This is a genomic window from Aliihoeflea sp. 40Bstr573 (genome assembly GCF_024105655.1).
In the GTDB taxonomy this organism is placed as follows: domain Bacteria; phylum Pseudomonadota; class Alphaproteobacteria; order Rhizobiales; family Rhizobiaceae; genus Aliihoeflea.
On record NZ_JAAAMH010000008.1, the window covers coordinates 39,210 to 63,899 of the forward strand.

Here is a 24,690-nt window from a genome sequence, read left to right on the forward strand (position 1 = left end):
GGGCGTCACGGCAATGTGAAAAGGCTGCGCTCGGCGCCCGAGCGCCATGCTCGAGGGCCGTGTCTTTCGAGAAAGTGACCGCTCCCATGTGGGGATGGGTCGATTGTTCAAAAAACGCCTGGTCCGCAGGACCCGCCCGCTCGCCCTAGGACCTGAGCCCCGTCTCGCGCAAGATGCCCTTGCGCTTGGCATCGTAGTAGTAGCCGCGGGCGTAGAAGCGGACCGCGCGGTCATGGTTGCCATCGGCGGTCAAGTATGCGCCGCGCAGGTATTTCACGGCGTATTTGAGATTGGTCTCGGCATCGAGCAGGCCCTCGGCCGCGCCGCGATAGCCCATGGTGCGGGCGGTGTCGTGCCGGATCTGCATGAGACCCCAGTAGATGCGATTGCGCGCGCCGGGGTTGAAATTGCTCTCGCGCTTGACGACGCGGCGAACGAGTTCGACCGGGATTTCGTAGTGAGCGGCATATTTGGCGATCAACTGGTCGAGCTCGGGGCTCTGCGGCGCGACCGACTTGATACCGGACGGCACGATCGCGGCCTGCAGCGCGGAAGATGGCGTCGCACCGGCGAATGCGGAGGCGACGACGGGCGGCTCGCCCGATTGAGAATCGAGGGCGACGTCCGCGTCGGTGAATTTCGCGGAGGGCCGAACCGCGACCGTCTCGGGAAGCGCAAGCTCCTCCTCGGCCGCGGCCTGAAGGTCTGTGGCCAGGTCCCCGGTCGAGGTGCAGCCGGCCAAAAGGCCGAGGAAGATCAGGGAGGCGGCCGTCCAACGGGCCGGAACTGTCTGCGCAGCCAAATTCGTCTCTCGCAAATCGTTTCGAATGTCGTCCCGCCCACGCAATCCTTACGCGAGCGCGCCGCCTTCGGCAATCACGAAACGGGACGGAGCGACGCAAGGGCGCGAAGGGCTGCGCCGGATCGCGCCAGGGTTGCAAGTCAATATGACAGCCTGTGCACAAGTTTCGAACTTATCCACGGCTTTGTTGCACGAGCGACGTGGCGCGCCATACTCGAGCCCTACGATTCGCGTCATGACGAACGCGCGTCAGCATGACCGACGCAGGATGGTCCACCGAAGATCGGGCAAAACCGGGAGCCCGCAACAGCTTCCGGCCGATGTTCACGAAATGCGGGGTAAGGCGGATGGGCAGGAATGTCGACGATTGCGCAAAGCGTCGTCTCGTCGAGCATGACGAGATCGAATTCGCCATCCGCTTCATGATGAAGCGAGGCGTGCGCCCCGACGACGTACCCATCCAGCTCGCGCGTTATTACTATGTCGATATCGACGAAGTGAACGCGATCCTGACCGATATCGAGGCCAGGTCCGCGCCGGCCGAGAAGCAGAAACAGACCATGGCCGCCCCTGCCACGAAACTGCGCAACGTCGCCTGAGCGACCGTCCGGCGGCGCGGCCATCGACCGCGCCTTTCCAACGATCAGATGCGCTTGCCGGTTGCGGCGTCGAACAGATGCGCCATTCCGGGATTGATCGCGAGCGGCAACACGTCGCCGACCTCGACCTTCGTGCCGCCGGGCAGGCGCGCGATGATCTCGCCGCCATTTTGCGTGGCGTCGGCCGGCTGGCCGTGCGCCAGCGTGTCGGCGCCCAGGATCTCGACGGCAGTCACCTTCAGCGTCAGGTCGGCCGTGCTGCGGTTCGACGTGACGACCATGTGTTCCGGCCTGACGCCGAGCAGCACTTCGCGCCCCGCCTCGGGCAGCACCGTGTCGCGCGGCTTGACCGAACCGCCGCCGGCAAGCGCCAGCCCCTGCCCGCCATCCGCGACCTTGGCTGTCAGGAGATTCATCGCCGGCGAACCGATGAAGCCTGCGACGAAGGTGGAGGCGGGCTTTTCGTAGATCGCCATCGGCGTGTCGATCTGCTCGGCAAGGCCGGCATTCATGACGACGAGCGTGTCGGCGAGCGTCATCGCCTCGACCTGATCGTGCGTGACGTAGACCGAGGTGACGCCGAGACGGCGCTGCAGGCTCTTGATCTCGACGCGCATCTGGCCGCGCAGCTTGGCGTCCAGGTTCGACAGCGGTTCATCGAACAGGAAGGCCTTGGGGCTGCGCACGATGGCGCGGCCCATGGCGACGCGCTGGCGCTGGCCGCCGGAAAGCTCGCGCGGCCGGCGCTGCAGGAACTCGGCAAGGCCGAGCGTGGCCGCCGCATCGCGCACGCGCCTGTCGATCTCGTCCTTGGCCATGCCGCGGTTGCGCAGCCCATAGGCCATGTTGTCGTAGACCGACATGTGCGGATAGAGCGCGTAGTTCTGGAACACCATCGCGATGTCGCGCTCGACCGGGCCGAGATCGTTGACGACGGTCTCGCCGATCGAGACGGTGCCATCGGTGATCGTTTCCAGCCCCGCGATCATGCGCAGGAGCGTGGACTTGCCGCAGCCCGACGGCCCGACGAGAACGCACATGTCGCCGTCGGGGATCGAGATCGACACGCCCTTCACCGCCTCGACGCTGCCGCCATAGACCTTGCGGACGTTCTTCAGTTCGACATTTGCCATTTCGGGCTACTCACTTCTCGGTTTCTACCAGGCCCTTGACGAACCAGCGCTGCATGAAGAGCACGACGAGTATCGGGGGCAGCATGGCGAGGACGGCGGTGACCATGACGAGATGCCACTGCGTGTCGGCATCGGCGAAGGAGATCATCTTGCGAAGCGCGATGACGATCGTGTTCATGGAATTGGAGTTTGTGACCAGAAGCGGCCACAGATACTGCGTCCAGCCATAGATGAACATGATGACGAAGAGCGCGGCGATGTTGGTCTTCGACAGGGGCATCAGGATGTCCTTGAAGAAGCGCCAGGGCCCTGCCCCATCGACGCGAGCGGCTTCGATCAGCTCGCCCGGAATGGTCAGGAAGAACTGACGGAAGAGCAGCGTCGCCGTCGCCGACGCGATCAGCGGCAGGATGAGGCCCGCATAGGTGTCGATCAGGCCCAGATCCACCATCACCTTGTAGGTCGGCAGGATGCGCACCTCGACCGGCAGCATCAGCGTGATGAAGATGACCCAGAAGAACACCATGCGGCCGGGAAAGCGGAAGAAGACGATGGCGAACGCCGAAAGCAGCGAGATCGCGATCTTTCCGATCGAGATTCCGAGCGCCATGATGGTCGAGTTGAGGAGCAGCGTCCACGCATCGACGCCGCCGATGCGCCCCACGCCGCCGAACAGGGCCTGATAGTAGTTCTCGAAGAACTGGTCGCCCGGCAGGAGCGGCAGCGGCGGGCGCAGGATCGTCTGCAGCGAATGGGTCGACGCGATGAAGGTGTAGTAGATCGGGAAGGCGACGATGAGGACGCCGATGATCAGGATCGCGTGGGCGATATAGCGAGACGTCCTGGAGACGCCGAGCATGTTTCGTTCTTCCCTGCGGCCGAGCTTGGCCGCAGTGGACGTTCCGGTGGCGGCGGCAGCGTTCTCAGCCATAGTGCACCTTCTTTTCCACGTAGCGGAACTGGATGGCGGTGAGCGCGATGACGATGACCATGAGGATCACCGACTGCGCGGCGCTGTCGCCCAGGATCAGGTTCACGAAACCGTCGTGATAGACCTTGTAGACGAGCGTCTCGGTCGCCTTGCCGGGACCGCCGCCGGTGACGGCATGGATGATGCCGAACGTGTCGAAGAAGGCGTAGGTCGTGTTGATGACGAGCAGGAAGAAGGTCGTCGGCGCGAGCAGCGGGAAGACGATCGTCCAGAAGCGCTTGGTCTCGCCGGCACCGTCGATGGCTGCGGCTTCGATCAGCGTCTTCGGGATCGCCTGAAGGCCTGCGACGAAAAACAGGAAATTGTAGGAAATCTGCTTCCACGCCGCCGCGGCCACGACCAGAACCATCGCCTGGTCACCCTGGAGAAGGGGGTCCCACGGATAGCCCGACGAGCGCATCATGAAGGCGAAGGTACCCATGGCAGGGTTGAACATGAACAGCCACACCATGCCCGCGATCGCCGGCGCGATGGCGTAGGGCCAGATCAGCATGGTGCGGTAAAAGCCCTTCCCCTTGATGATCTTGTCGGCCATCACCGCAAGCAGAAGCGCAATCGCCATGGCGAAGAAGGCGACGGCAACGGAGAAGATCGCCGTGTTCTCGACCGCATTCAGGTAGTTGGGATCGGAGAGGACGTTCCGGAAATTTCGCAGGCCCACGAACTGCGTCGACAGGCCGAACGGGTCTTCGCGCAGGAACGACTGGTATAGCGCCTGGCTGGCGGGCCAATAGAAGAAGATGCCGACGATGACGAGCTGCGGCAGAAGCAGCGCGTAAGGCAGGACCTTGTTGGGAAAGACGACGCGCGGAGACAAGGGCGTTCCTCTCGATGCCGGGCTCGAAGAGCGTTGACGGAGCGTCTGGCGCTTCCGTCTTAAAGAACCGCCCGCGTGTTGACCACGCGGGCGGCATCGATCGTCGAAGGTGCCGGCCTAGTTGCCGATCGCTTCCTGGATCGCGGCGTTGGCGCGCTCGACGGCGTTGTCGAGAGCGGTCTGCGCATCCTGCTCGCCGGCGAGCATCTTCTCGAACTCTTCGTTCTGGATGTCACGGACCTGCGGCAGGTTCACGAGGCGCACGCCGCGCGAATTCTCGGTCGGCTCCTTGCCCATCATCTGGGTGATCGGGATTTCGCGGCCCGGATTCTCCTCGTAGAAGCCCGATTCCTTGGTCGCCTCATAGGCGGCCATGGTCACCGGCAGGTAGCCGGACACCTGGTGCAGGCGTGACTGAATTTCGGTCTGCGAGAGGAACTCGAAGAACGCCGCGACACCGGCATATTCCTCGTCCGACTTGCCCTCGAACACCCAAAGGCTCGCGCCGCCGGGGATCGTATTCTGCGGAGCGCCTTCGGCTTCCGGGTAGTAGGGAAGCTGGCCGAGACCGTAGTTGATGCCGGAGTTGAGAACGTCGCCGAGGCCGCCGGAGGATTCCGTCAGGATCGCGCACTCGCCCGACAGGAAGAGCTGCTTGGCTTCCGAAGTGCGGCCGCCATAACGGAACGTGTCGTCCTTGGCGAGGTCGGCGATGTTCTGGAAGTGCGTGACGAACTGGCCTTCGTTGATCTTCAGCTCGACATCGGTGCCGGCAAGACCGTTCTCGTTGGTGCCATACTGGAGGTTGTTCCAGGCAGCGAAGTTCTCGAGGCCGATCCAGGTCAGCCAGGTCGAGGTCAGGCCGCAGGGCGCAGCGCCCGATTCCTTGATCTTGCGGGCCGCGTCGAACACTTCCGGCCAGGTCGCCGGCGGATTCTCGGGATCGAGCCCGGCTTCCTCGAAGATGTCCTTGTTGTAGTAGAGGATCGGCGAGGAAGAATTGTAGGGGAAGGACAGCATCGTGCCGTCCGGACGCGAGTAGTAGGCGGCGATGCCGGCCAGGTACTGCGACTTGTCGAACTCGGTACCGCCCATCGACAGGATTTCCGCGACCGGCTTCACGGCGCCCTCGGCGGCCATCATGACGCCCGTGCCGACGTCGAAGACCTGGATGATGTGCGGGGCCTGGCTGGCGCGGAAGGCGGCGATGCCGGCGTTCAGCGTCTCGGGATAGGTGCCCTTGAAGACCGGGACGACCTTGTAGTCGCTCTGGCTCTCGTTGAATTCCTTGGCAAGCGTGTCGACGACCTCGTTGTTGGCGCCGGTCATCGCGTGCCACCAGTCGATCTGCGTCTGCGCGAGCGCGGAAGAGGCGGACAGAAGGGTGAAGGTGGCGGCAAGACCCGCCGCGTAGGCTTTCATGGACATGTTTCGCTCCCGTTTGTTGGCGAAAGGTTACTTCCGCGAACCGCACTATCGGCGGTTTGTGACAACCGGACAACAGTTTTGCTGTTATCCGCTGAAACTGGAAACGAAATTTCTCGAAATCGGCTAAGAGTCAACAGGCGTGCCCTAAAAAATCCGCACTGTGCATAGGGTTCAGGCAGGTTTCCAACCGATTTCGACATGGCCTGCATCGGCGGCAACGCGCGAAAGCCACGCCAAAACGAAAGGAAAGCGCGCCAATTCGAAACCAGCCGTGCCCGCGTCGTGCGTGTAGGCGTAGAGTGCGATGTCGGCCACCGACACCGTTTCGCCGGCGAAGAAGGGGGCCTGGCCAAGCCGCTGTTCCATCACGCCAAGCGCCTTGTTCCCGCCGTCCATGAGCGCGGCCATGCGCTTCTCGGTCGCGAAGGCGGCAAGGTGCGGATACTTGACCAGCGAGCGGCGCACGGCGATCTGCGGCTCGTGGCTGTACTGCTCGAAGAACAGCCACTGATAGGCGAGCGCCCGCTCATAGGCGTCCGCCGGCAGGAAGCGTGTGCCCTCGGCAAGATGCAGCAGGATGGCGTTGCTCTCGGCAAGGAGCCGCCCGTCCTCGAGTTCGAGCAGCGGCACCTTGCCGTTGGGGTTCTTCGCCAGGTAATCGGCCGTCTTCGTGCCGCCATCGACGGTCGAAACCTCGACATGGCGGAAGGGCACGCCCAGCTTGGCGAGCAGCAGGCGCGGCTTGTAGCAGTTGCCGCTGTCCGTCATTCCGTAAAGGGTCAGCATGTCTATCTCCGCTGGTTCGGCGCGAAATTGCCAAGCCTTGCGGCTGCAAGCGAGCCCGTGCCGGTGATGGATCGATGATTTCGCCTGATGGAGCGCTCAGGCCGGACGTCGCAGCGGAATGATCTTGGCGTGCGGGCGCAACAGTTCGGGCAGGCGCAGCGGGCGCTGCGTGAAGGCGGAACCGGCAAGGAAGGGCGGGGCGAACAAAAAGCCCTGGAACAGGTCGGCGCCGATTTCGAGCGCGGCCTCGAATTGCGGCGTCGTCTCGACGCCATCGACCATCACCTCGATGCCCTCGGCGTGGAGAAGGACGGTGAGCCGGCTCAAGAGCCCGACCGCGTCGGGCGCGCGCGCCACGGTCCGGAACCAGTTTCCGTCGAAGCGCACATAGTCGGGCGAAGCGGCTATCGCGGCGGCGACGCCGGCCGGGTTCGGCCCGAAATCGCACAGGCCGACGCGAAAGCCTTGCGCGCGCACCGCCCGCGCCTGTTCCGCGGCCGTCGCGACGGCCGGGAACTCGCACCAGATGCGCGGCGGATCGTAGCCTTCTTCCTCGAGCTCGTCGGTTGCCTCGCGCAGCAGCGCCAGCGCCGCATCGAGCATCGGCTGCGGCATCGCGTCGAGCCGCAGCGCGAGCGTCGCGGTATCAAGGTCGAGATAGGGCAGGTTTCCGATATGCAGCGCATGGCAAAGGCATTCGAAGACCAGCCGCTCCCGGTCCGCGAGCCGCTCGAAGAACCGGGCGGGCAGCGCAGGACGCCCGTCGCGGCTCGGCCGCACCAGCGCCCGCGCGCCGACGACCACGAGCCCGCCCTTCTGCAGCCGGTAGACGGGCTGGTAGGCCGAGCGAAGGACGTGACCGTCGAAATGGCCGAAGGCGAGGCCGATCTCGTCATGGCGGATGAGAGCGCCCACTTCGGTGCGCAGTGCCTCGAACGCGCTCATGTGAGCCGCCGCCTGCCGAAGACCGGCGCGCGCGGGCGGCGAGGCGCAACCGGCAGCGCATCGTGATGGGCGGCGCGCGCATCGGCAGCACCGCCGCCCTCCGGCGGAACCATCGGGGCGAGCGCGGGCGGGTCGGGGCGAAAGCGCGTCGGGGCGAGTTCGGGACGCGCGAGCACGAACCCCTGGACCATCGACGCGCCGACCTCGGCGGCAACGTCGAGTTGCCAATTTTCTTCGATGCCCTCGAAGACGGTCACGATGCCCTTCTGCCGAAACTCCCCGACCATGACCTTAAGCAGCGTCACGCCCGGCTGGGAATCCATCAGTCGAGCTACCCATTTGGCGTCGAACTTGACGATGTCGGGCCGCAACTGCTTGACCCGCTCCATGTCGGAGCTGTCGGCACCGTAATCGTCCACGGCGACCCGGTAGCCTTCCTGGCGCAGCGCGGCGACGAAATCCTGGAGGGCGGCGGCAGAGTCGGATGGCTGCTCGGTCACCTCGCAGACGACGTTGGAAAACGGGATGCCTGCCTCTCCAAGTACGATGCGCATTTCGCGCAGCGCCGTATCGACCACCGGCTTCTCGCAGAACAGCGACGGATCGAAATTGATGAAAAGCGTGATCTGCGGCCCGAACGCGGCTCCGGCGTTGAGGATGTGGAGGTCTCGCGCCAGCGCCTCGACGCGCAGCCGGTCGATGGCCGGGATTGCGGCGAAGAACTGGCCGGGCGAGGTCGCCTCGCCATCACGGAACGGCCGGATCAGGCCCTCGTAAGCGCGCTGCTTCAGCCCGTCCGGCTCGAAGGCGAAGATCGGCTGGAACGCGGTCTTGAGGACGTAAGGTCCCCATTGGCCGACGGCGGTGCCGTCGGCTTCGCGCATGATGTGCGGCAGGCCGAGACTGCGGGCCAAGACGAAGGCGCTCCCTGGGGCGATAAAATGAGGGCCCAGCATAGGTCCGCAAGGCTAAGCAGGCGTTAATTCTATACCCCTGGTCTAAGCGTCGAGCCTTGCGGTTTGACGCCGGATCATTCATTAAGCCCGCGGCCGCAAGAGGCGGCTGGAAACAGAGCCGGAGACGAATGACCATGGCCTTTCTTGCCGATGCCCTTTCTCGCGTTAAGCCGTCCGCGACCATCGCCGTGACGCAGAAGGCGCGCGAACTGAAAGCGGCCGGTCGCGACGTCATCGGCCTGGGCGCCGGCGAGCCTGATTTCGACACGCCCGACAACATCAAGGACGCCGCCGTCGATGCCATCCGCCGCGGCGAGACCAAGTATCCGCCGGTCTCCGGCATTCCCGAACTGCGCAAGGCGATCGCGGCCAAGTTCAAGCGCGAGAACAACCTCGACTACACGCCCGAGCAGACCATCGTCGGCACCGGCGGCAAGCAGATCCTGTTCAACGCCTTCATGGCCACGCTGAATGCCGGCGACGAGGTCATCATCCCCCGCCCCTACTGGGTCTCCTACCCGGAGATGGTGGCGATCTGCGGCGGCACGTCGGTCTTCGCCGAAACCTCGATCGACAACGGCTTCAAGCTGACCGCCGAGGCACTGGAAAAGGTCATCACGCCGAAGACCAAGTGGCTGTTGATGAACTCGCCGTCCAACCCGTCCGGCGCGGCCTATACCGAGGCCGAGTTGCGCGCCATTGCCGACGTTCTCCTCAAGCACCCGCATGTGTGGACGCTGACGGACGACATGTACGAGCACCTGACCTATGGCGATTTCGTCTTCAAGACGATCGCCGAGGTCGAGCCGAAGCTCTACGAGCGCACGCTGACGATGAACGGCGTGTCCAAGGCCTATGCCATGACCGGCTGGCGCATCGGCTATGCGGCCGGGCCGATCCAGCTCATCAAGGCGATGGACATGATCCAGGGCCAGCAGACGTCCGGCGCCTGCACCATCGCGCAGTGGGCGGCCGTCGAGGCGCTGAACGGACCGCAGGATTTCGTGGCGAGGAACAAGGACATCTTCCAGGGCCGCCGTGATCTCGTCGTCTCGATGCTGAACCAGGCCAAGGGCATTTCCTGCCCGGTGCCCGAAGGCGCCTTCTACGTCTATCCGTCCTGCGAAGGCACGATCGGCAAGAAGACCCGCGACGGCAAGCTGATCGAAACGGATGAGGATTTTGTCTCGGCGCTCCTGGAGCAGGAAGGCGTCGCCGTCGTGCACGGCTCGGCATTCGGTCTCGGCCCGAATTTCCGCATCTCCTACGCGACGTCGGAAGAACTCCTAGAAGAGGCTTGCAGCCGCATCCAGCGCTTCACCGCATCGCTGGTCTGACACGAACTTCCGCCACGGCGGATAATTGTGATTGAAACATGGCGGGATCGCGTTAGCTTTGGGCTACGCGATCCCGCATTTCTTTCGACGCACCCGATGCGTCCGGCGGGCGACAGCCCCTTGTCCGATCGATCGAACGGCAACGGGCAAAAAATCCGAGGGACGACGATGAACGAAGATTCCAAGAGCACCGTCACTGTCGACGACATCGACTACGAGGTCGGCCAGGACAACATCCAGGTCATGGGTCTCGACATCCACAATCCGGTCTTCGTGGTGTCCGGCGGCATCATCGTCGCCTTCGTCATCCTGTCATTGAGCTTTCCGGCCACCACGGAAGAGTTCTTCTCCTGGCTGCGGCCCTGGCTGACGGACAATTTCGACTGGCTCCTGATGATTGCCGGCAACCTCTTCGTGCTCTTCAGCCTCGCGCTCATCGTCACCCCGCTCGGCTCCATCCGGCTCGGCGGCGCGGATGCGCGGCCCGACTACGGCTATCTCGGCTGGTTCGCGATGCTGTTTGCCGCCGGCATGGGCATCGGCCTGATGTATTTCGGCGTCTCCGAACCGCTGACCCACTATGAATCCGCGCTCGGCGGCGTGACGAGCGAAGGCGGCGTGCGCACCGACTGGGCGCCGCTCGGCGGAACTGAGGGCGACCCGGGCGCCGCGCAGGCGCTGGCCATGGCCGCCACCATCTACCACTGGGGCCTGCATCCCTGGGCGATCTATGCCGTGGTCGGCCTGTCGCTCGCCTTCTTCGCCTACAATCGCGGCCTTCCGCTGACGCTGCGCTCCGTCTTCTATCCGCTGCTCGGAGAACGCGTCTGGGGCTGGCCGGGCCATGTCATCGACACGCTGGCCGTCTTCGCCACGCTGTTCGGTCTTGCCACCTCGCTCGGCCTCGGCGCCGAGCAGGCCATGGCCGGGATCGAGTTCCTCTTCGGCATCGAGGCATCCGACGCCAACAAGGTCATCCTGATCGCGTTCATCACGGCGATCGCGCTCGGCTCTGTTGTTGCCGGACTTGAAGCGGGCGTGAAGCGGCTTTCGGAAATCAACATGGTGCTGGCGCTCATCCTGCTGCTCTTCATCCTGCTGGCAGGCCCGACCCTGCTGATCGTGACCGGGTTCTTCCAGAACGCAGCCGCCTACGCGACCTACTTCCTGCCGCTGGCCAATCCGTTCGGCCGCGAAGACGTCAACTTCCTGCATGGCTGGACGACCTTCTACTGGGCGTGGTGGATCTCCTGGTCGCCCTTCGTGGGCATGTTCATCGCCCGCGTCTCGCGCGGCCGCACGGTGCGCGAATTCGTGACCTGCGTGCTGATCGTGCCGACCCTCCTGTCCATCGTCTGGATGTCGACCTTCGGCGGCGCCGCCATCGACCAGGTCGCCAATGCAGCCAACGCCGCGCTGTCGGAGGCTTCCAACGACCTGAAGCTGTTCATCATGGCGAATGCCTTCCCGCTGACGCAGATCATCTCCTTCCTCGGCATCGTGCTCGTTGTCGTCTTCTTCGTCACGTCGTCCGATTCCGGCTCGCTGGTGATCGACACGATCACCGCCGGCGGCAAGGTCGACGCGCCGGTTGCGCAGCGCGTGTTCTGGGCGAGTTTCGAGGGCCTGGTGGCGATCGCGCTGCTGCTCGGCGGCGGTCTCGTCTCGCTTCAGGCCGCGGCGGTGGCGACCGGCCTACCCTTCGCGCTGCTGCTCGTCGTGATGATGGTTTCGACATGGCTCGGCCTTCGCGGTGAGCGCTATGTCACCACACCCGCCACCACCTCCGCCGGTTGAACCGGCGGAGGTGCCGCCTTGCCAGAAGCCGATTTCCATGCCATGCAATAGGCGTTCGGGTATTTGACGGCCCGGAGACTGGAACGTTTTGGACGACCTTTCCCCGATTTCGTGAACTCTCGACGACCGCGACCGCAACCGAACAGCGGCGCACTTCATAATCAGGGCATAGGAGTCCCACATGAGCAGCCAGAGCGGCACCGTTAAGTTCTTCAACACCAGCAAGGGCTTCGGCTTCATCACCCCGGACGACGGCCAGAAGGACGTGTTCGTCCACATTTCGGCGGTTGAAAAGTCCGGCTTGCGCACCCTCGTCGACGGCCAGAAGGTCACGTTCGACGTCGAGCCGGACCGCATGGGCAAGGGCCCGAAGGCCGTCAACCTTCAGGAAGCCTGATCGCCTCGCAGCAACGCTGCAGGTGAATGTCGAAGCGCCGCCACAAGCGGCGCTTTTTCTTTGTGCGCCGTCAATGCTTCACGCGTGCAGGAAACTTTTTCTTGCCGAGTGTTTCAAAATGCGGGACAGTCTTGACGTTCGGGCAAATGCCGGCCCGGAGACTGGAATAGAATGACCGGACCGACAGACCAGACGACCATGATCGCTTGCACAGTCCATCCGGCTCGACCGCGACACAAGAGAGCTTCCGACAGGCTCCACCACGCGCTGACCTGTTTCTTCTCCCCCACAAGAGCACAGCCCAAGCATGCACCCGCCATTGGTGCACCCTTAGGTCATGGGGCCGAACACCCCTGACGCAATCCCGGGAGATGAGGAACCTTTCCCATGCCGCAGAGTGGAACAGTCAAATTCTTCAATCACGCCAAGGGCTTCGGCTTCATCACGCCGGATGACGGGCAAAAGGACGTGTTCGTCCACATCTCGGCCGTGCAGGCATCGGGCCTGCCGGGCCTGGAGGACGGACAGAAGGTGAGCTTCGAGACCGAGCCGGACAAGCGCGGCAAGGGTCCCAAGGCCGTCAACCTCACCGTCGGCTGACGCTGACACTGATACGCATTGCTGAGCCCCGCGAAGTCCGCTTCGCGGGGCTTTTCCATGCGTCTTCATCCGTGATTTGCCGTTCAGCGTCCGTTCATCGAAAGAGACTTAAATCTTCAAGCAACGCCGGCGATGGATGTGTTTGGGCCGGTCAGGAGTAGAACGATGAACCGCATTGTGAAGACCGCAGCCGTCTCCGCACTCGTTGCAGTCACGGCGCTCACCGCCGCCCTCCCCGCCAATGCCGGCGAGCGCTGGCGCCATCGCGACCGTGGGAATGGCGGCGACGTCGTCGCAGCCGGCGTGCTCGGCCTTGCCGCCGGCGCGCTGATCGCCGGCTCGGCCAACAACCGCCCCGTCTACGGCGAGCGCTATTACGATGGCGGCTACGCGCCGCGCCCGGTCTACCAGCGTCCGGTGCGCGTCTACGAAGAGCGGCGCCCGGTCTATGTCGAGCGCTACGCAACGTTCGAGCCGTGGACCCGCGACTGGTACCGCTATTGCTCGGACCGCTACCGCTCGTTCGACCCGGACACGGGCACCTTCGTCGGCTATGACGGCGTTCGCCGCTTCTGCGAAGCGAACTGAAGTTTCACGAATGAGCGAAAAGCCCGCCGGTTGGCGGGCTTTTTTGTTGGGGGGTGGTGAGGTTTGAGGGCGCTATTTTCTCTGGATTGACCCCCACCCTGTATCCCTCCCCACAAGGGGGAGGGAGTCCGTCGGCATCGCGCACGCCCGTCAATGCACCACCAAGTTTGAGCGATAGGGCGCAACGTCGATGCCCTCCCTCCCCCTCGTGGGGAGGGATAAAGGGTGGGGTCTCCTTCACGAAAACCCACCCGCCTCACACCAGAAACGGATTGTTACGTCGTTCCTCGCCGAACCGTCCGCCCGGCCCGTGGCCGCAGATGAAGCCGATATCGTCTCCGAGCGGCAGGAGCTTTTCCTTGATCGAGCGGATCAGCTTGTCGTGGTCGCCGCCCGGCAGATCGGTGCGGCCGATGGAGCCGGAAAACAGAACGTCGCCGACATGGGCGAACTTGGCGGCACGGTTGTAGAAGACGACATGCCCGGGCGCATGGCCGGGACAATGCAGAACCTCGAAGACGTGGTCGCCGAAGGACACCTTCTCGCCTTCAGTCAGATACCGGTCGGGCGTGCAGTTGGCCAGGCCATCAATGCCATAGGTGCGCGCCTGATCGGCAATCCGCGAAAGAAGCGGCGCGTCGGCCTCGTGCGGGCCGATGATGTCGACGCCGAGCGCTTCCTTCAGTTCCATCGCGCCGCCGGCATGGTCGAGATGGCCGTGGGTCAGCCAGATGGCCTCGATCGTCAGCCCGTTTTCGGCGATGACCTTCGTCAGCGTCTCGACGTCGCCGCCCGGATCGACGACGACACCGCGCTTGGTCTCCTCGTCGAAAAGGATCGTGCAGTTCTGCTGGAACGGCGTGACGGGGACGATCCCCGCTCTCATCTCACCCATGTCATTCTCCTCTTGGTCGGGTCCTAACTGAGGAGAATGCGGGCGGATTGCAAGGTCTCTACTCCGCCGCGATGGCGTGCTTGGGCTGCACCTCGGCCGAATAGTCGTTCATCAGCGTGCGCGAGATCTCGCCGGGCGTGAAGCGGTAGGGGCCGACTTCGGAGACCGGGGTGACTTCGGCGGCGGTGCCGGTGAGGAAGCACTCCGTAAAGCCTTCCATTTCCTCGGGCTGGATCGCGCGCTGGACGACCTCGATGCCCCGGCGCTTGGCAAGGTCGATGACCGTGCGGCGGGTAATGCCGTCGAGGAAGCAGTCCGCCTCGGGCGTGTGCAGCTTGCCGTCCTGGACGAAGAACACGTTGGCGCCGGTCGCCTCGGCGACGCGCCCGCGCCAGTCCAGCATCAGCGCGTCGGCATAGCCCTTGGCCTCGGCCGCATGCTTGGACAGCGTGCAGATCATGTAGAGGCCGGCGGCCTTCGACTTCGAGGGCGCGGTGCGCGGGTCGGGCCGGCGGTATTCGGCCAGGTCCAGGCGGATGCCCTTGAGCTTCTGCTCGGGATCGAAATAGCTCGGCCACTGCCAGATCGCGATGGCGCAGTTGATCCGGTTGTTCTGTGCCGAAACGCCCATCATCTCCGAACCGCGCCAGGCGATCGGCCGGACATAGGCGTCCTGAAAGCCCTGCTTCTTCAAGAGTTCGCGGCAGGCATCGTCGATCTCGGCGACCGAATAGGGGATCTTGAAGCCGAGCAGGCGCGCGGATTCGTGCAGGCGCTCGGTGTGCTCGGTCAGCTTGAAGATCTCGCCGCCATAGGCCCGCTCGCCCTCGAACACGGCGCTGGCATAGTGGAGACCGTGGGTCAGCACGTGAATCTTGGCGTCCGCCCATTTGACGAATTCGCCGTTCATCCAGATATGGCCGTCCAGTTGGTCGAAGGGAACGGATGCCATGGTAACCTCCCGCGGGTCTTTGCCCTTGATCGTTGAGAGCTGCGTTTGTGTCTTGTCGCGTTCCGCCGCATTGGCGCGACGGCGTGGCAAATTGAAGGAAATTCCAGAAAAATCCGCTTCCGCTTGCCTTTTCGTTCGTCAATTGGCGAAAAGATTGGCAAAAATTACAAGCCCGTGCAATTTATGTCAACAAGGCTGACATAAATTTCGAATCTGCTAGGCTGACGACACGATGATGGCGAAGAAACCGGCCGAACTGGCCAAAGCGATCCGCACCCCGCTGACGGTCGATGACGGCATCGATTTTGCGATGATCGAGCTGTTCTTCTTCGCCTATCGCGATTTCACGTCCGATCCCGATCAGTTGCTGGCGACCTACGGGTTCGGCCGCGCGCACCACCGCGTGGTCCACTTCGTCAACCGCATTCCAGGCCTCACGGTCGCCGAGCTTCTGGACGTGCTCAAGATCACCAAGCAAAGCCTTGCACGCGTCCTCAAGCAGTTGATCGATACCGGCTACATCATCCAGATTCAGGGCCTTCGCGACCGGCGCCAGCGCGAGCTCTACCCGACGGCCAAGGGCCGCGACCTTGCCCTGGCGCTGGCCGCGCCACAGTCCCGCCGCATCGCCAATGCACTGACACGCCTTGACGCGCAGGATCGCGGCACCATCGAGGCCTTCCTGAAGTCGATGGTCGATCCTGACCTGCGCACCCAGATCGAACAGCTTCCCGGCGGCGCTGGAAACGTGCAGGATAAGGCGATCGCCGAACCGGAAGCAACGCGATAGGAAACGACTTTCGGGCGGGGGATCGAAGGGAGCATTCATGACCGAGACCACTTCCATCCTGGATGACGATGCCCCGCATCTGCTCATCGTCGACGACGACACGCGCATCCGCAGCCTGCTGCAGCAATATCTGGGCGAAAATGGCTTTCGCGTCACCGCCGCGGGCGACGCGGCCGAGGCGCGGCGCAAGCTGGCCGGGCTCGATTTCGACCTCATCGTGCTCGACGTCATGATGCCCGGCGAGACGGGCGTCGAACTGACAAAGGCGCTGCGCGAGGAAAAGGACGTCCCGATCCTGATGCTGACCGCGCTGTCGGAAACCAACAAGCGCGTGGAGGGCCTGGAGGCGGGCGCCGACGACTATCTGCCCAAGCCCTTCGACCCGCGCGAACTGATCCTGCGCGTCAACGCGATCCTGCGCCGCGGCGGCCCGCAGACGACGCCGAAGGTCGAGCAGATCGTCTTCGGCCCCTACACCTTCCAGATCACCCGGCGCGAACTGAAGCGTGGCGGCGAACTCCTGCGCCTGACCGACCGCGAGCAGGAGATCCTGGCGATGTTCGCCGAGCGCGCCGGTGAGACGATCCCGCGCCACGAACTCGTCGGCGACGGCTCGGAGGTGGGAGAGCGCACGATCGACGTCCAGATCAACCGGCTGCGCCGCAAGATCGAGAAGGACCCGTCCAACCCGATCTGGTTGCAGACCGTGCGCGGCATTGGCTACAGGCTGAGCGTCGAATAGGGCGCACGGCTTTCCTTCAAGCATCGCTTCGCCCTATCCTGGCCGGGGCAAGCGGCAGGTGACGATGGCGAGTTCGGACATAACGGAAAGGCAGGGCGAGGCGCACAAGCCGGCGCCGAGCTTCGGCGAAAGCGTGCTGGCGCTTTGGCGGCGCAGCGCGCGTCGCGTGGCGCGCTATATGCCCAAGCGCCTTTACGCCCGCTCGCTCATCATCGTCATCGCGCCGATGATCCTCTTCCAGTCGATCGTCGCCTTCGTGTTCATGGAGCGGCACTGGCAAACGGTGACGATGCGCCTTTCGGCCGGCGTCACGCGCGATATCGCCGCCATCATCGACATGATCGAGACCTATCCGCCCGGCGACAACTACGCCAACGCCATTCGCATTGCGCAGGAGCGGCTGGGCCTCAAGGTTGATCTCCTGCCGCCAGACCCCCTGCCCGCGCCCGGGCCGAAGCCGTTCTTCTCGATCCTGGATCATTTTCTGAGCCAGGAGATCAACCGACAGATCAACCGGCCCTTCTGGCTCGATACGGTCGGCAATTCCAACGTCGTCGAAATCCGCGTCCAATTGCAGGACAAGGTTCTGCGAGTCTTTGCCCGGCGTTCCCAGACATACGCGTCGAACACGCACATCTTCCTGCTCTGGATGGGCGGCACGTCGCTGGTGCTGCTCGCCATCGCCATCGCCTTCCTGCGCAATCAGATCCGGCCGATCCTGCAGCTTGCCGAAGCCGCGGAAAGCTTCGGCAAGGGCCGGCCGATGCCCTCCGACTTCCGCCCGCGCGGGGCCGACGAGGTGCGCCGCGCCGGCAAGGCCTTTATCCTGATGCGCGAGCGCATCGAGCGCCAGATCGAGCAGCGCACGGCGATGCTGACCGGCGTCAGCCACGATCTGCGCACCATCCTGACCCGCTTCAAGCTCCAGCTCGCCCTCGCCGGCTCCAAGATGGACACGAGGCCCATGGAGCAGGACATCAACGACATGCAGTCGATGCTCGAAGGCTACCTCGCCTTCGCCAAGGGCGACGCCTCGGAGGACACGGGCTTCTTCGACCTGGAGGAATTCCTCGGCAAGCTCGAGGCCGAGGCCAAGCTGAGGAAGCGCAAGCTGACGACCAAGCTTTCCGGCCGGCCCGAGATCACCGTCCGGCCGATCGCCTTCTCGCGGCTCCTCTCCAACATCGTCGGCAACGCGTTTCGCTACGCGAAGAAGGTCGAGATCACCGCGATCCATTCGGCCGGATCGCTGACCATTACCGTCGACGACAACGGGCCGGGCATCCCGCCCGAGCGCCGCGAGGACGTCTTCAAGCCCTTCGTGCGTCTCGACGAGGCACGCAACCAGGATGCGAGCGGCACCGGCCTTGGCCTGTCCATCGCTCGCGACATCGCCCGCGCGCATGGCGGCGACATCAAGTTGGACGACAGCCCGCTCGGCGGCCTGCGCGCGATCATCCGCATTCCCGCATGAGCCGTATCGAGATCCGGCCCGCGCGCCCGCACGACCGGGACGCGATCGAGGCGCTGCTGCGCGCATCGTGGCTGGATCACTGGGCGCCCTACATATCGGAACGGTCCGTCGCGCGCTTCCACGACGAAAACCCCGTTGCCGCCTATCTAGACGCACATCTCGGTTCGCTCGATGTCTTGACCGTCGACGACCGCGTCGCCGGCATCGCCCATGTGGAGGGCGACATGCTGCACGCTCTGCACGTGGCAACGGAGCGCATCAGATCGGGTCTGGGCGCAAGGCTCCTCGCCCACGCCGAGGCGAAGGGCGCGCGCCGGCTCGAGGTCCGCGCGTTCAACACCCGCGCGCACGGCTTTCTACCTTGCGCAAGGATGGAGCGAGTCACGGCGCTATCTGGCGAGCGAAATGGGTTCGCACGCCGTGACACTGGAGATGGTCCGCGCCTGAGGAAGGGTATAATATCGCCGCAGGGTGACTTGCCGCATTGTTGTGGCGGGCGAAGTCTGCCACGGATCGGCTCGTGAGGTGCAAGACGATGACCGACGTGAACTGGAATCCTACCGACAATCCGATGAAGACCGGCATTCTCGGCCGCTGCCCGCGCTGCCAGAAGGGCCATCTGTTCAACGGCTTCCTGTCGCTCGCCCCGCGCTGCGAGGTGTGCGGCCTTGACTATTCCTTTGCCGACCCGGCTGACGGTCCGGCTTTCTTCGCCATGTCACTGGGCTGCGTTCCCGCGCTTGCCTTTGCCGTGTGGGTCCAGATGAGCTTCGACCCGCCGCTCTGGGTGCACCTGGTCACGACCCTGCCGCTGATCGTCGCCTGCTGCGCGGCGCTGCTGCGGCCGTTGAAGGGCTGGCTGGTCTGCTCGCAATTTTTCCACAAGGCGGAGGAAGGACGCATCGACCGCGACTGGCATGCTGCCCGCTCTCGGCGCGACGACGACGCCTAGAACAGCCGGCCGCCATTCGGAACGCGCTTGTCGATCGCCGCGAGGACGACTTCGCCGCCTTCGTCTGGAAATCCGAGCGTGAGCACTTCGGACATGAACTTGCCGATCTGGCGCGGCGGGAAATTCACCACCGCCATCACCTGCCGCCCGACGAGCTCGCCAGGTTCGTAGTGCGTCGTGATCTGCGCCGAGGACTTCTTGATGCCGAGCGGCGCGCCGAAATCGATCCTGAGCTTGATCGAGGGCTTGCGCGCCTCTGGATAGGGCTCGGCCTCGACGATGGTGCGTGCCCGGATATCCACCTTGTCGAAATCGGCAAAGCTGATCTTGGCCTTAAGATCGACGCTTCCAGACATGGGTGACTACCGTTGGTGATTGGCCAATTCGGGTCAGGGTGAGCCGAAAACGGTCGATTTCGAGAACCGGAGCGGAGCGTACATTTGGTACGTGAGCACCGAAAGCGCAGAAAGCGGCCGTTTGCAGGCCACCCTCACCCGAATTTCACGCGTTGCCGCGGGTTTCGAAGAGCACGTTCGCCAGCGCATCCTTGGCGCTCGACCCCGACCAGACGACGAACTGGAACGCGGGGAAGTAGCATTCGCACGCTTCGAGCGCGGAGTGCAGCAGCACCTCGACCTGCTGGCTTGTCGGCTCGGCGCCGCCCGACAGGAGCAGGGACTGGCGGAACATGATCGCGCCCTCCTGCTCCCAAAGGTCGAAATGGCCGAACAGCATCTGCTCGTTGATGAGCGAGAGGAGGCGCATGACTTCGAGCGTGCGGTTTTCGGGAACCTTGATGTCGAAGGCGCAGGCCAGATGCAGCGCCTCGAAATCCTCCATCCAGGAGAATGAGACGTGATAGTCGGTCCAGCTTCCGGCCACCGAAATCGCGATCTCGTCGCTGCCTGTCCGCTCGAACGACCATTCATTGGTGTTGGCGACATGCTCGATCACATCCACCGGGTGGAGATCGCGGGCGATATCGAGTTCAAGAAGGCTCATCAAGATCTTTGCTTTCCCGTTCGTTCCCGGCGCAGGAATAGCGCCATTCAGGACCTGCCCCACACGGACTGAAACCCTTGGTCGGAGCGGTGCGAATACGCTCGCCCCGCTCTCTCCCGCATGGATCGAACACTTGGCAGTGCTTCGAATCATGCTGTAAATTCAGTCTATTGATGCCGAGTCCCGTGAACAGCCCCTTTTTGGAACCGGGCCGGAGCAATATGTGGATAGTCGACCGGCGGCAAAGATAAAGGAAGGCTTAAGCGATTCAGCGAAAAGGCGTTTTCGCGCCGGGCGCCTGTGGAGAAACACAGGCGCGAAACTTGCGCAAAACTGGTCTTGCCAGTCGCGCTGACATCTCAAACCGTTGGTTCGGCTGATTTTTCCACGAGTTTAGCCTCGAGGGCCTCGATCCGGGCGGCCAGCTTCTCGTTTTCCGCGCGCGCCTTGAGCGCCATTTCGCGCACTGCTTCGAATTCCTCGCGCTGGACGAGATCCATGGAATTCAAGATGCGCTCGGCCTGGCCGCGAAAGGCCGTCTCGAATTCACGGCGCACGCCCTGGGCGGCGCCCGCGGCATCGGTCATCAGCTTGGCGAACTCGTCCAGAATGCGGTTGGGGCCGGTCGACATCTTCATACCTCGCGTCAGGAATACCGTTTAGCTTGAGGTAGTCGCCACCCCTTCCGATTGCAAGGAAAAGCAGCCGCTTGACCCGGCAAACCCGCCCGCGCCATATGAGGCCCGCGACATTCGCCTGCGGAGCCTCATTTGCCCGACTACCTCGCCCTTCCCCTGACGGCGCTCGCCTTTCCGAACATCGATCCGGTCGCCCTGCAGCTCGGTCCGCTCGCGATCCACTGGTACGGGCTCGGCTATGTCGTGGGCATTCTCTTTGCCTGGTGGTATGCGCGCAGGCTGATCGCCACGCCGCATCTTTGGCCGAACGACACCGCGCCGATCAAGCCGGTCGACATCGACGACTTCCTGATCTGGGCCGCGGCCGGCGTCGTGCTCGGCGGGCGCATCGGCTACATGCTCTTCTACGATTTCGCGCGCTACGCCGAAAACCCGCTCGACGCGCTGGCGATCTGGCGCGGCGGCATGTCGTTCCATGGCGGGCTCGCGGGCGTGACGGTCGCGATGATCCTCTTTGCGCGCCGGCGCGGCCTTTCCGCCTGGAGCCTCTTCGACACGATCGCGGTTGGCGCGCCGGTCGGCCTTGGCATCGTGCGCGTGACGAACTTCATCAACTCCGAACTTTGGGGCCGGCCGACGGACGTGCCCTGGGCGGTCGTCTTTCCCAATGGCGGGCCGTTCGCGCGCCATCCAAGCCAGCTCTACGAAGCGCTTCTTGAAGGCCTCGTGCTGTTCCTCGTCCTTTTCGTGCTGACCCATAAGGGACTGAAACTGAAGCAACCGGGCTTCCTCGCGGGCGTCTTCATCGCCGGCTACGGGCTCTCGCGCATCATCGTCGAGTTCTTCCGCGAGCCCGACGCCCATATCGGCTATCTCGCCGGCAACTGGCTCACCATGGGCATGGTGCTCTCGGTGCCGCTCGTCCTGCTCGGCCTTTGGGCGATGGCGCGGGCGCGCAGGGCCGCGTGACGCTCAAAGGGCGCATCGCCGAACTGATCGCCGAGGCGGGACCGATACCCGTCTCGCAATATATGGCGCTGTGCCTCTTCGACCCGAAAGAGGGCTACTACACGACGCGCGAGCCCTTCGGCGCGAAGGGCGATTTCACCACCGCGCCCGAAGTCAGCCAGATGTTCGGCGAACTCGTCGCCGTCTGGCTCGCCTCCGCCTGGCAGGCGGCAGGTGCCCCGAAGAACGCGATTCTCGCCGAGATCGGCCCGGGACGCGGGACATTGATGCGCGACATGCTGCGCACGCTGGCACGCATCGCGCCGGACCTGATGCGACGCGTGGCGATGATCGAGACCAGCCCGCGCCTGGTTGACGTCCAGAAGCAATTGCTCGGCAACGAAAGCATATCGTGGCATCGGGCGATCGCTGATCTGCCCGACGCTCCGCTTTTCATCGTCGGCAACGAACTCTTCGACGCGATCCCGATCCGGCAATTCGTGAAGACGCAGCAAGGCTGGCGTGAGCGGTGCGTCGGGCTCGACGCGGATGGCGAACTGGTTTTCATCGCCGGTCCCGGCACGACCGACGCGCCTTTGCCCGATGCCCCTGTCGGCGCAATCTACGAAGCCGCCCCCGCCCGCAACGCGCTGATGCTGGAGATTGCCGAGCGGATTGCACGGCAAGGCGGCGCGGGGCTGTTCATCGACTACGGGCATCTGGAGAACGGCGTTGGCGACACGCTGCAGGCGATGCGCGCCCACGCCCATGCCGACGTTTTGGCCACGCCCGGGGAGGCGGACCTGACGAGCCATGTCGACTTCGCGGCGCTCGGCGCGGCAGCCGGTGCGGCCGGGCTCGACGCGCGGACGACGACGCAAGCCCGCTTCCTCATCGGCTTGGGGCTCCTGGAGCGGGCGGGGCAACTCGGCGCGGGCGCGAATGCGGATCTGCAGGAGCGCCTGCACGGCGAGGTCGAGCGGCTGGCGGCGCCGGAGCAGATGGGGGAACTGTTCAAGGTGCTGATGGTGGGAAGGACCATCACCGGCCTGCCTCCGGCCTGACATGCGCGCCCGCGATTGACACCACCCCTCCCCTCAACCACCATCGCGCCCGACCCGGCCCCAACTTGGCGACGCACGGCGGCAGACGAAAAGGCACGACATGCTCGATCTGGCTCGACCGGACCCGGCGCGGTCCGATCTTCTGGACGCCCTTGCGCCCAAGGGCATACGCCACGGCTTCTTCACCCGTGCCGGCGGCGCTTCGCAAGGCATCTATGCCGGGTTGAACGTCGGCTTCGGCTCGGACGATTCGCGCGATGCGGTCGTCGAAAATCGCCGCCGTGCGGCCAGGTGGCTTGGTGTCCCGGAAACGCATCTGGCGACCGTTCACCAGATTCACTCGCCCGATGTCGAAATCGTCACGCGGCCGATCCCCCCGGATGGGCGACCGAAAGCGGACGCGCTGGTGACCGCGACGCCCGGCATCGCGCTCGGCGTGCTGACGGCCGATTGCGGGCCGATCCTCTTTGCCGACGCACGCGCGCGCGTCATCGGTGCGGCCCATGCCGGCTGGAAGGGCGCGCTCTACGGGGTCATCGAGAACACGCTCGCCGCGATGGAAAAGCTCGGTGCAAGGCGCGCCGACATCCACGCCGTTCTCGGCCCGGCGATCAGCGCCGCGAACTACGAGGTGGGCCCGGAGCGCGTCGCCGATCTGATCGCGGCGGACAGCGCGAACGACGCCTATTTCACGCCTTCGGCGACGGCCGGCCACGCGATGTTCGACCTGAACCGCTACACGATCGACCGGCTGAAGCGCGCGGGCGTGACGGTTGACCATGTCGCGCGCTGCACCTATGCGGAAGCCGACAACTTCTTTTCCTACAGGCGGACGACGCACAGGCAGGAGCCCGATTACGGCCGCCAGCTCTCCGCCATCGTCCTGGAGACCTGATTTCATGGCGCTGCATTTCGACAGAACCGAATTCGATTCCCGCCGCGACCGTCTTCTCATCGAGATGGCCGAGCGCAAGCTCGACGCAATCCTGCTCTTCGCGCAGGAGAGCATGTACTGGCTGACCGGCTACGATACGTTCGGCTTCTGCTTCTTCCAGTCGCTGGTCGTGAAATCCGACGGTTCGATGGTGCTTTTGACCCGCTCGGCCGACATGCGCCAGGCCAAGCACACCTCGACGATCGAGAACGTCGTTCTGTGGACCGACCGCGACAGGGCGGACCCGACCGCCGATCTGCGCAACCTCTTGAACGACATCGACCTTCTGGGCTGCCGCATCGGCGTCGAGTACGACACGCACGGCCTGACAGGCCACAATGCGCGCCTGCTCGACGAACAGTTGAAGACCTTCGGCAAGATCGAGGATGCGTCCGATCTCGTCTCGCGCCTGCGCCTCTTCAAGAGCCCGGCCGAGATCAAGAAGGCCGATCGCGCGGCAGCGCTTTCCGACGACGCGCTCGACGCCGCGCTGCCCCTCATCCGGCAGGGCACCGACGAGGGCGCGATCCTGGCGGCCATGCAGGGCGCTATCTTCGAAGGCGGCGGCGACTATCCGGCCAACGAGTTCATCATCGGCTCGGGCGCCGACGCGCTTCTTTGCCGCTACAAGTCCGGCCGGCGCAAGCTGACCAAGACCGACCAGCTGACGCTCGAATGGTCGGGCGCCTTCGCGCGCTACCACGCGCCGATGATGCGCACGATCCTGGTCGGCAAGGCAAGCAAGCGCCATCAGGAACTCTACGAGGCCTGCCACGACGCGCTTCTGGCCGTCGAGAAGGCAATGGTGCCCGGCAATACGTTCGGCGACGTCTTCGACGCCCACGCCAAGGTGATGGAGGCGCGTGGTCTGACGCGCCACAGGCTCAACGCCTGCGGCTATTCGGTCGGCGCGCGCTTCACGCCGTCGTGGATGGACCGGCAGATGTTCTTCTCCGGCAGCCCGGAGCCGATCGCGCCCGACATGACGCTCTTTGCCCACATGATCATCATGGATTCGGATTCGGAGACCGCCATGACGCTCGGTCGCACCTACCTCACCACCGACGCCGCGCCCCGCGCGCTTTCGCGTCACGGCCTCGACTTGATCGTCCAGTAACGGCAT

General features: G+C 64.3%; 28 protein-coding genes. 15 read left to right on the forward strand and 13 right to left on the reverse strand.

Annotated features, from left to right (window positions below; all coding sequences use genetic code 11):
* Positions 1–145: 145 nt before the first annotated feature.
* A complete protein-coding gene (locus GTK01_RS11620) occupies positions 146–802 on the reverse strand; it encodes a lytic transglycosylase domain-containing protein (RefSeq protein WP_252926054.1) in 657 nt (218 codons plus the stop codon).
* Positions 803–1,149: 347 nt separating this feature from the next.
* Here GTK01_RS11620 and GTK01_RS11625 point away from each other — a divergent pair, with 347 nt between their 5' ends.
* Positions 1,150–1,401, forward strand: coding sequence for a hypothetical protein (locus GTK01_RS11625; RefSeq protein WP_252926055.1), 252 nt, complete (start codon positions 1,150–1,152; stop codon positions 1,399–1,401).
* Positions 1,402–1,445: 44 nt separating this feature from the next.
* On the opposite strand, the gene GTK01_RS11630 is transcribed toward GTK01_RS11625, so the two are convergent.
* The 7 genes from GTK01_RS11630 to GTK01_RS11660 form a co-directional block, all read right to left on the reverse strand.
* Positions 1,446–2,534, reverse strand: a complete 1,089-nt coding sequence (locus GTK01_RS11630; protein WP_252926056.1) for a sn-glycerol-3-phosphate import ATP-binding protein UgpC — start codon at positions 2,532–2,534, stop codon at positions 1,446–1,448.
* 10 nt (positions 2,535–2,544) lie between these two features.
* Positions 2,545–3,393, reverse strand: coding sequence for a sn-glycerol-3-phosphate ABC transporter permease UgpE (ugpE, locus tag GTK01_RS11635; protein WP_252926202.1), 849 nt, complete (start codon positions 3,391–3,393; stop codon positions 2,545–2,547).
* 64 nt (positions 3,394–3,457) lie between these two features.
* Positions 3,458–4,342 (reverse strand): sn-glycerol-3-phosphate ABC transporter permease UgpA, encoded by an 885-nt coding sequence (gene ugpA / locus GTK01_RS11640; RefSeq protein WP_252926057.1) that lies wholly within the window; start codon positions 4,340–4,342, stop codon positions 3,458–3,460.
* 117 nt (positions 4,343–4,459) lie between these two features.
* Positions 4,460–5,770: a sn-glycerol-3-phosphate ABC transporter substrate-binding protein UgpB gene (gene ugpB, locus GTK01_RS11645; RefSeq protein ID WP_252926058.1), complete on the reverse strand. Its 1,311-nt coding sequence runs from the start codon at positions 5,768–5,770 to the stop codon at positions 4,460–4,462.
* A gap of 171 nt (positions 5,771–5,941) precedes the next feature.
* Positions 5,942–6,556, reverse strand: coding sequence for a glutathione S-transferase family protein (locus GTK01_RS11650; RefSeq protein WP_252926059.1), 615 nt, complete (start codon positions 6,554–6,556; stop codon positions 5,942–5,944).
* Between the two features lie 96 nt (positions 6,557–6,652).
* Positions 6,653–7,501: an EAL domain-containing protein gene (locus tag GTK01_RS11655; RefSeq protein ID WP_252926060.1), complete on the reverse strand. Its 849-nt coding sequence runs from the start codon at positions 7,499–7,501 to the stop codon at positions 6,653–6,655.
* Entirely contained in the window at positions 7,498–8,415 is a 918-nt protein-coding gene (locus tag GTK01_RS11660; RefSeq protein ID WP_252926061.1) for an EAL domain-containing protein, read from the reverse strand. The genes GTK01_RS11655 and GTK01_RS11660 overlap by 4 nt, the downstream gene beginning before the upstream one ends.
* Before the next feature lie 176 nt (positions 8,416–8,591).
* Here GTK01_RS11660 and GTK01_RS11665 point away from each other — a divergent pair, with 176 nt between their 5' ends.
* The 5 genes from GTK01_RS11665 to GTK01_RS11685 all read left to right on the forward strand — a co-directional run bounded on the left by GTK01_RS11665 (position 8,592) and on the right by GTK01_RS11685 (position 13,176).
* Complete coding sequence (locus tag GTK01_RS11665; RefSeq protein WP_252926203.1) at positions 8,592–9,794, forward strand: pyridoxal phosphate-dependent aminotransferase; 1,203 nt, start codon at positions 8,592–8,594, stop codon at positions 9,792–9,794.
* 168 nt (positions 9,795–9,962) lie between these two features.
* Positions 9,963–11,591 carry a BCCT family transporter gene (locus GTK01_RS11670; RefSeq protein ID WP_252926062.1) on the forward strand — a complete coding sequence of 543 codons (1,629 nt, stop codon included), beginning with the start codon at positions 9,963–9,965 and terminating at the stop codon, positions 11,589–11,591.
* 181 nt (positions 11,592–11,772) lie between these two features.
* Entirely contained in the window at positions 11,773–11,988 is a 216-nt protein-coding gene (locus GTK01_RS11675) for a cold-shock protein (protein ID WP_252926063.1), read from the forward strand.
* A 387-nt stretch (positions 11,989–12,375) separates the two neighbouring features.
* Positions 12,376–12,588, forward strand: coding sequence for a cold-shock protein (locus GTK01_RS11680; RefSeq protein WP_252926064.1), 213 nt, complete (start codon positions 12,376–12,378; stop codon positions 12,586–12,588).
* A 165-nt stretch (positions 12,589–12,753) separates the two neighbouring features.
* Positions 12,754–13,176, forward strand: a complete 423-nt coding sequence (locus GTK01_RS11685; protein ID WP_252926065.1) for a BA14K family protein — start codon at positions 12,754–12,756, stop codon at positions 13,174–13,176.
* A gap of 256 nt (positions 13,177–13,432) precedes the next feature.
* On the opposite strand, the gene GTK01_RS11690 is transcribed toward GTK01_RS11685, so the two are convergent.
* Both GTK01_RS11690 and GTK01_RS11695 read right to left on the reverse strand, forming a co-directional pair.
* Entirely contained in the window at positions 13,433–14,071 is a 639-nt protein-coding gene (locus GTK01_RS11690) for an MBL fold metallo-hydrolase (protein ID WP_305883889.1), read from the reverse strand.
* A gap of 58 nt (positions 14,072–14,129) precedes the next feature.
* Complete coding sequence (locus tag GTK01_RS11695; protein ID WP_252926066.1) at positions 14,130–15,023, reverse strand: branched-chain amino acid aminotransferase; 894 nt, start codon at positions 15,021–15,023, stop codon at positions 14,130–14,132.
* 232 nt (positions 15,024–15,255) lie between these two features.
* Here GTK01_RS11695 and GTK01_RS11700 point away from each other — a divergent pair, with 232 nt between their 5' ends.
* The 5 genes from GTK01_RS11700 (at position 15,256) to GTK01_RS11720 (ending at position 18,981) form a co-directional block, all read left to right on the forward strand.
* The gene (locus GTK01_RS11700; RefSeq protein WP_371924331.1) at positions 15,256–15,813 is read left to right on the forward strand and encodes a MarR family winged helix-turn-helix transcriptional regulator; all 558 of its coding nucleotides are present in this window, start codon (positions 15,256–15,258) and stop codon (positions 15,811–15,813) included.
* A gap of 37 nt (positions 15,814–15,850) precedes the next feature.
* On the forward strand, positions 15,851–16,555 hold the full coding sequence (locus GTK01_RS11705) for a response regulator (protein ID WP_252926068.1): 705 nt from the start codon (positions 15,851–15,853) through the stop codon (positions 16,553–16,555).
* A gap of 64 nt (positions 16,556–16,619) precedes the next feature.
* The gene (locus GTK01_RS11710; RefSeq protein WP_252926069.1) at positions 16,620–18,029 is read left to right on the forward strand and encodes an ATP-binding protein; all 1,410 of its coding nucleotides are present in this window, start codon (positions 16,620–16,622) and stop codon (positions 18,027–18,029) included.
* Entirely contained in the window at positions 18,026–18,553 is a 528-nt protein-coding gene (locus tag GTK01_RS11715; protein WP_252926070.1) for a GNAT family N-acetyltransferase, read from the forward strand. Before GTK01_RS11710 ends, GTK01_RS11715 begins: the two co-directional genes overlap by 4 nt.
* Positions 18,554–18,564: 11 nt before the next feature.
* On the forward strand, positions 18,565–18,981 hold the full coding sequence (locus GTK01_RS11720; protein ID WP_252926071.1) for a DUF983 domain-containing protein: 417 nt from the start codon (positions 18,565–18,567) through the stop codon (positions 18,979–18,981).
* On the opposite strand, the gene GTK01_RS11725 is transcribed toward GTK01_RS11720, so the two are convergent.
* The 3 genes from GTK01_RS11725 to GTK01_RS11735 form a co-directional block, all read right to left on the reverse strand.
* The gene (locus tag GTK01_RS11725; RefSeq protein ID WP_252926072.1) at positions 18,978–19,337 is read right to left on the reverse strand and encodes a tRNA-binding protein; all 360 of its coding nucleotides are present in this window, start codon (positions 19,335–19,337) and stop codon (positions 18,978–18,980) included. The two genes, GTK01_RS11720 and GTK01_RS11725, sit on opposite strands and share 4 nt — an antisense overlap.
* A gap of 145 nt (positions 19,338–19,482) precedes the next feature.
* The gene (locus tag GTK01_RS11730) at positions 19,483–19,983 is read right to left on the reverse strand and encodes a YbjN domain-containing protein (protein WP_252926073.1); all 501 of its coding nucleotides are present in this window, start codon (positions 19,981–19,983) and stop codon (positions 19,483–19,485) included.
* 359 nt (positions 19,984–20,342) lie between these two features.
* Positions 20,343–20,615, reverse strand: coding sequence for an accessory factor UbiK family protein (locus GTK01_RS11735; protein WP_252926074.1), 273 nt, complete (start codon positions 20,613–20,615; stop codon positions 20,343–20,345).
* Between the two features lie 138 nt (positions 20,616–20,753).
* On the opposite strand from GTK01_RS11735, the gene lgt reads away from it, so the two are divergent.
* The 4 genes from lgt (at position 20,754) to GTK01_RS11755 (ending at position 24,684) form a co-directional block, all read left to right on the forward strand.
* Positions 20,754–21,590, forward strand: a complete 837-nt coding sequence (gene lgt, locus GTK01_RS11740) for a prolipoprotein diacylglyceryl transferase (protein ID WP_252926075.1) — start codon at positions 20,754–20,756, stop codon at positions 21,588–21,590.
* Complete coding sequence (locus GTK01_RS11745; RefSeq protein WP_252926076.1) at positions 21,587–22,633, forward strand: SAM-dependent methyltransferase; 1,047 nt, start codon at positions 21,587–21,589, stop codon at positions 22,631–22,633. The genes lgt and GTK01_RS11745 overlap by 4 nt, the downstream gene beginning before the upstream one ends.
* Before the next feature lie 100 nt (positions 22,634–22,733).
* A complete protein-coding gene (gene pgeF / locus GTK01_RS11750) occupies positions 22,734–23,528 on the forward strand; it encodes a peptidoglycan editing factor PgeF (protein WP_252926077.1) in 795 nt (264 codons plus the stop codon).
* Positions 23,529–23,532: 4 nt separating this feature from the next.
* A complete protein-coding gene (locus tag GTK01_RS11755; RefSeq protein WP_252926078.1) occupies positions 23,533–24,684 on the forward strand; it encodes a Xaa-Pro peptidase family protein in 1,152 nt (383 codons plus the stop codon).
* Positions 24,685–24,690: the final 6 nt, after the last annotated feature.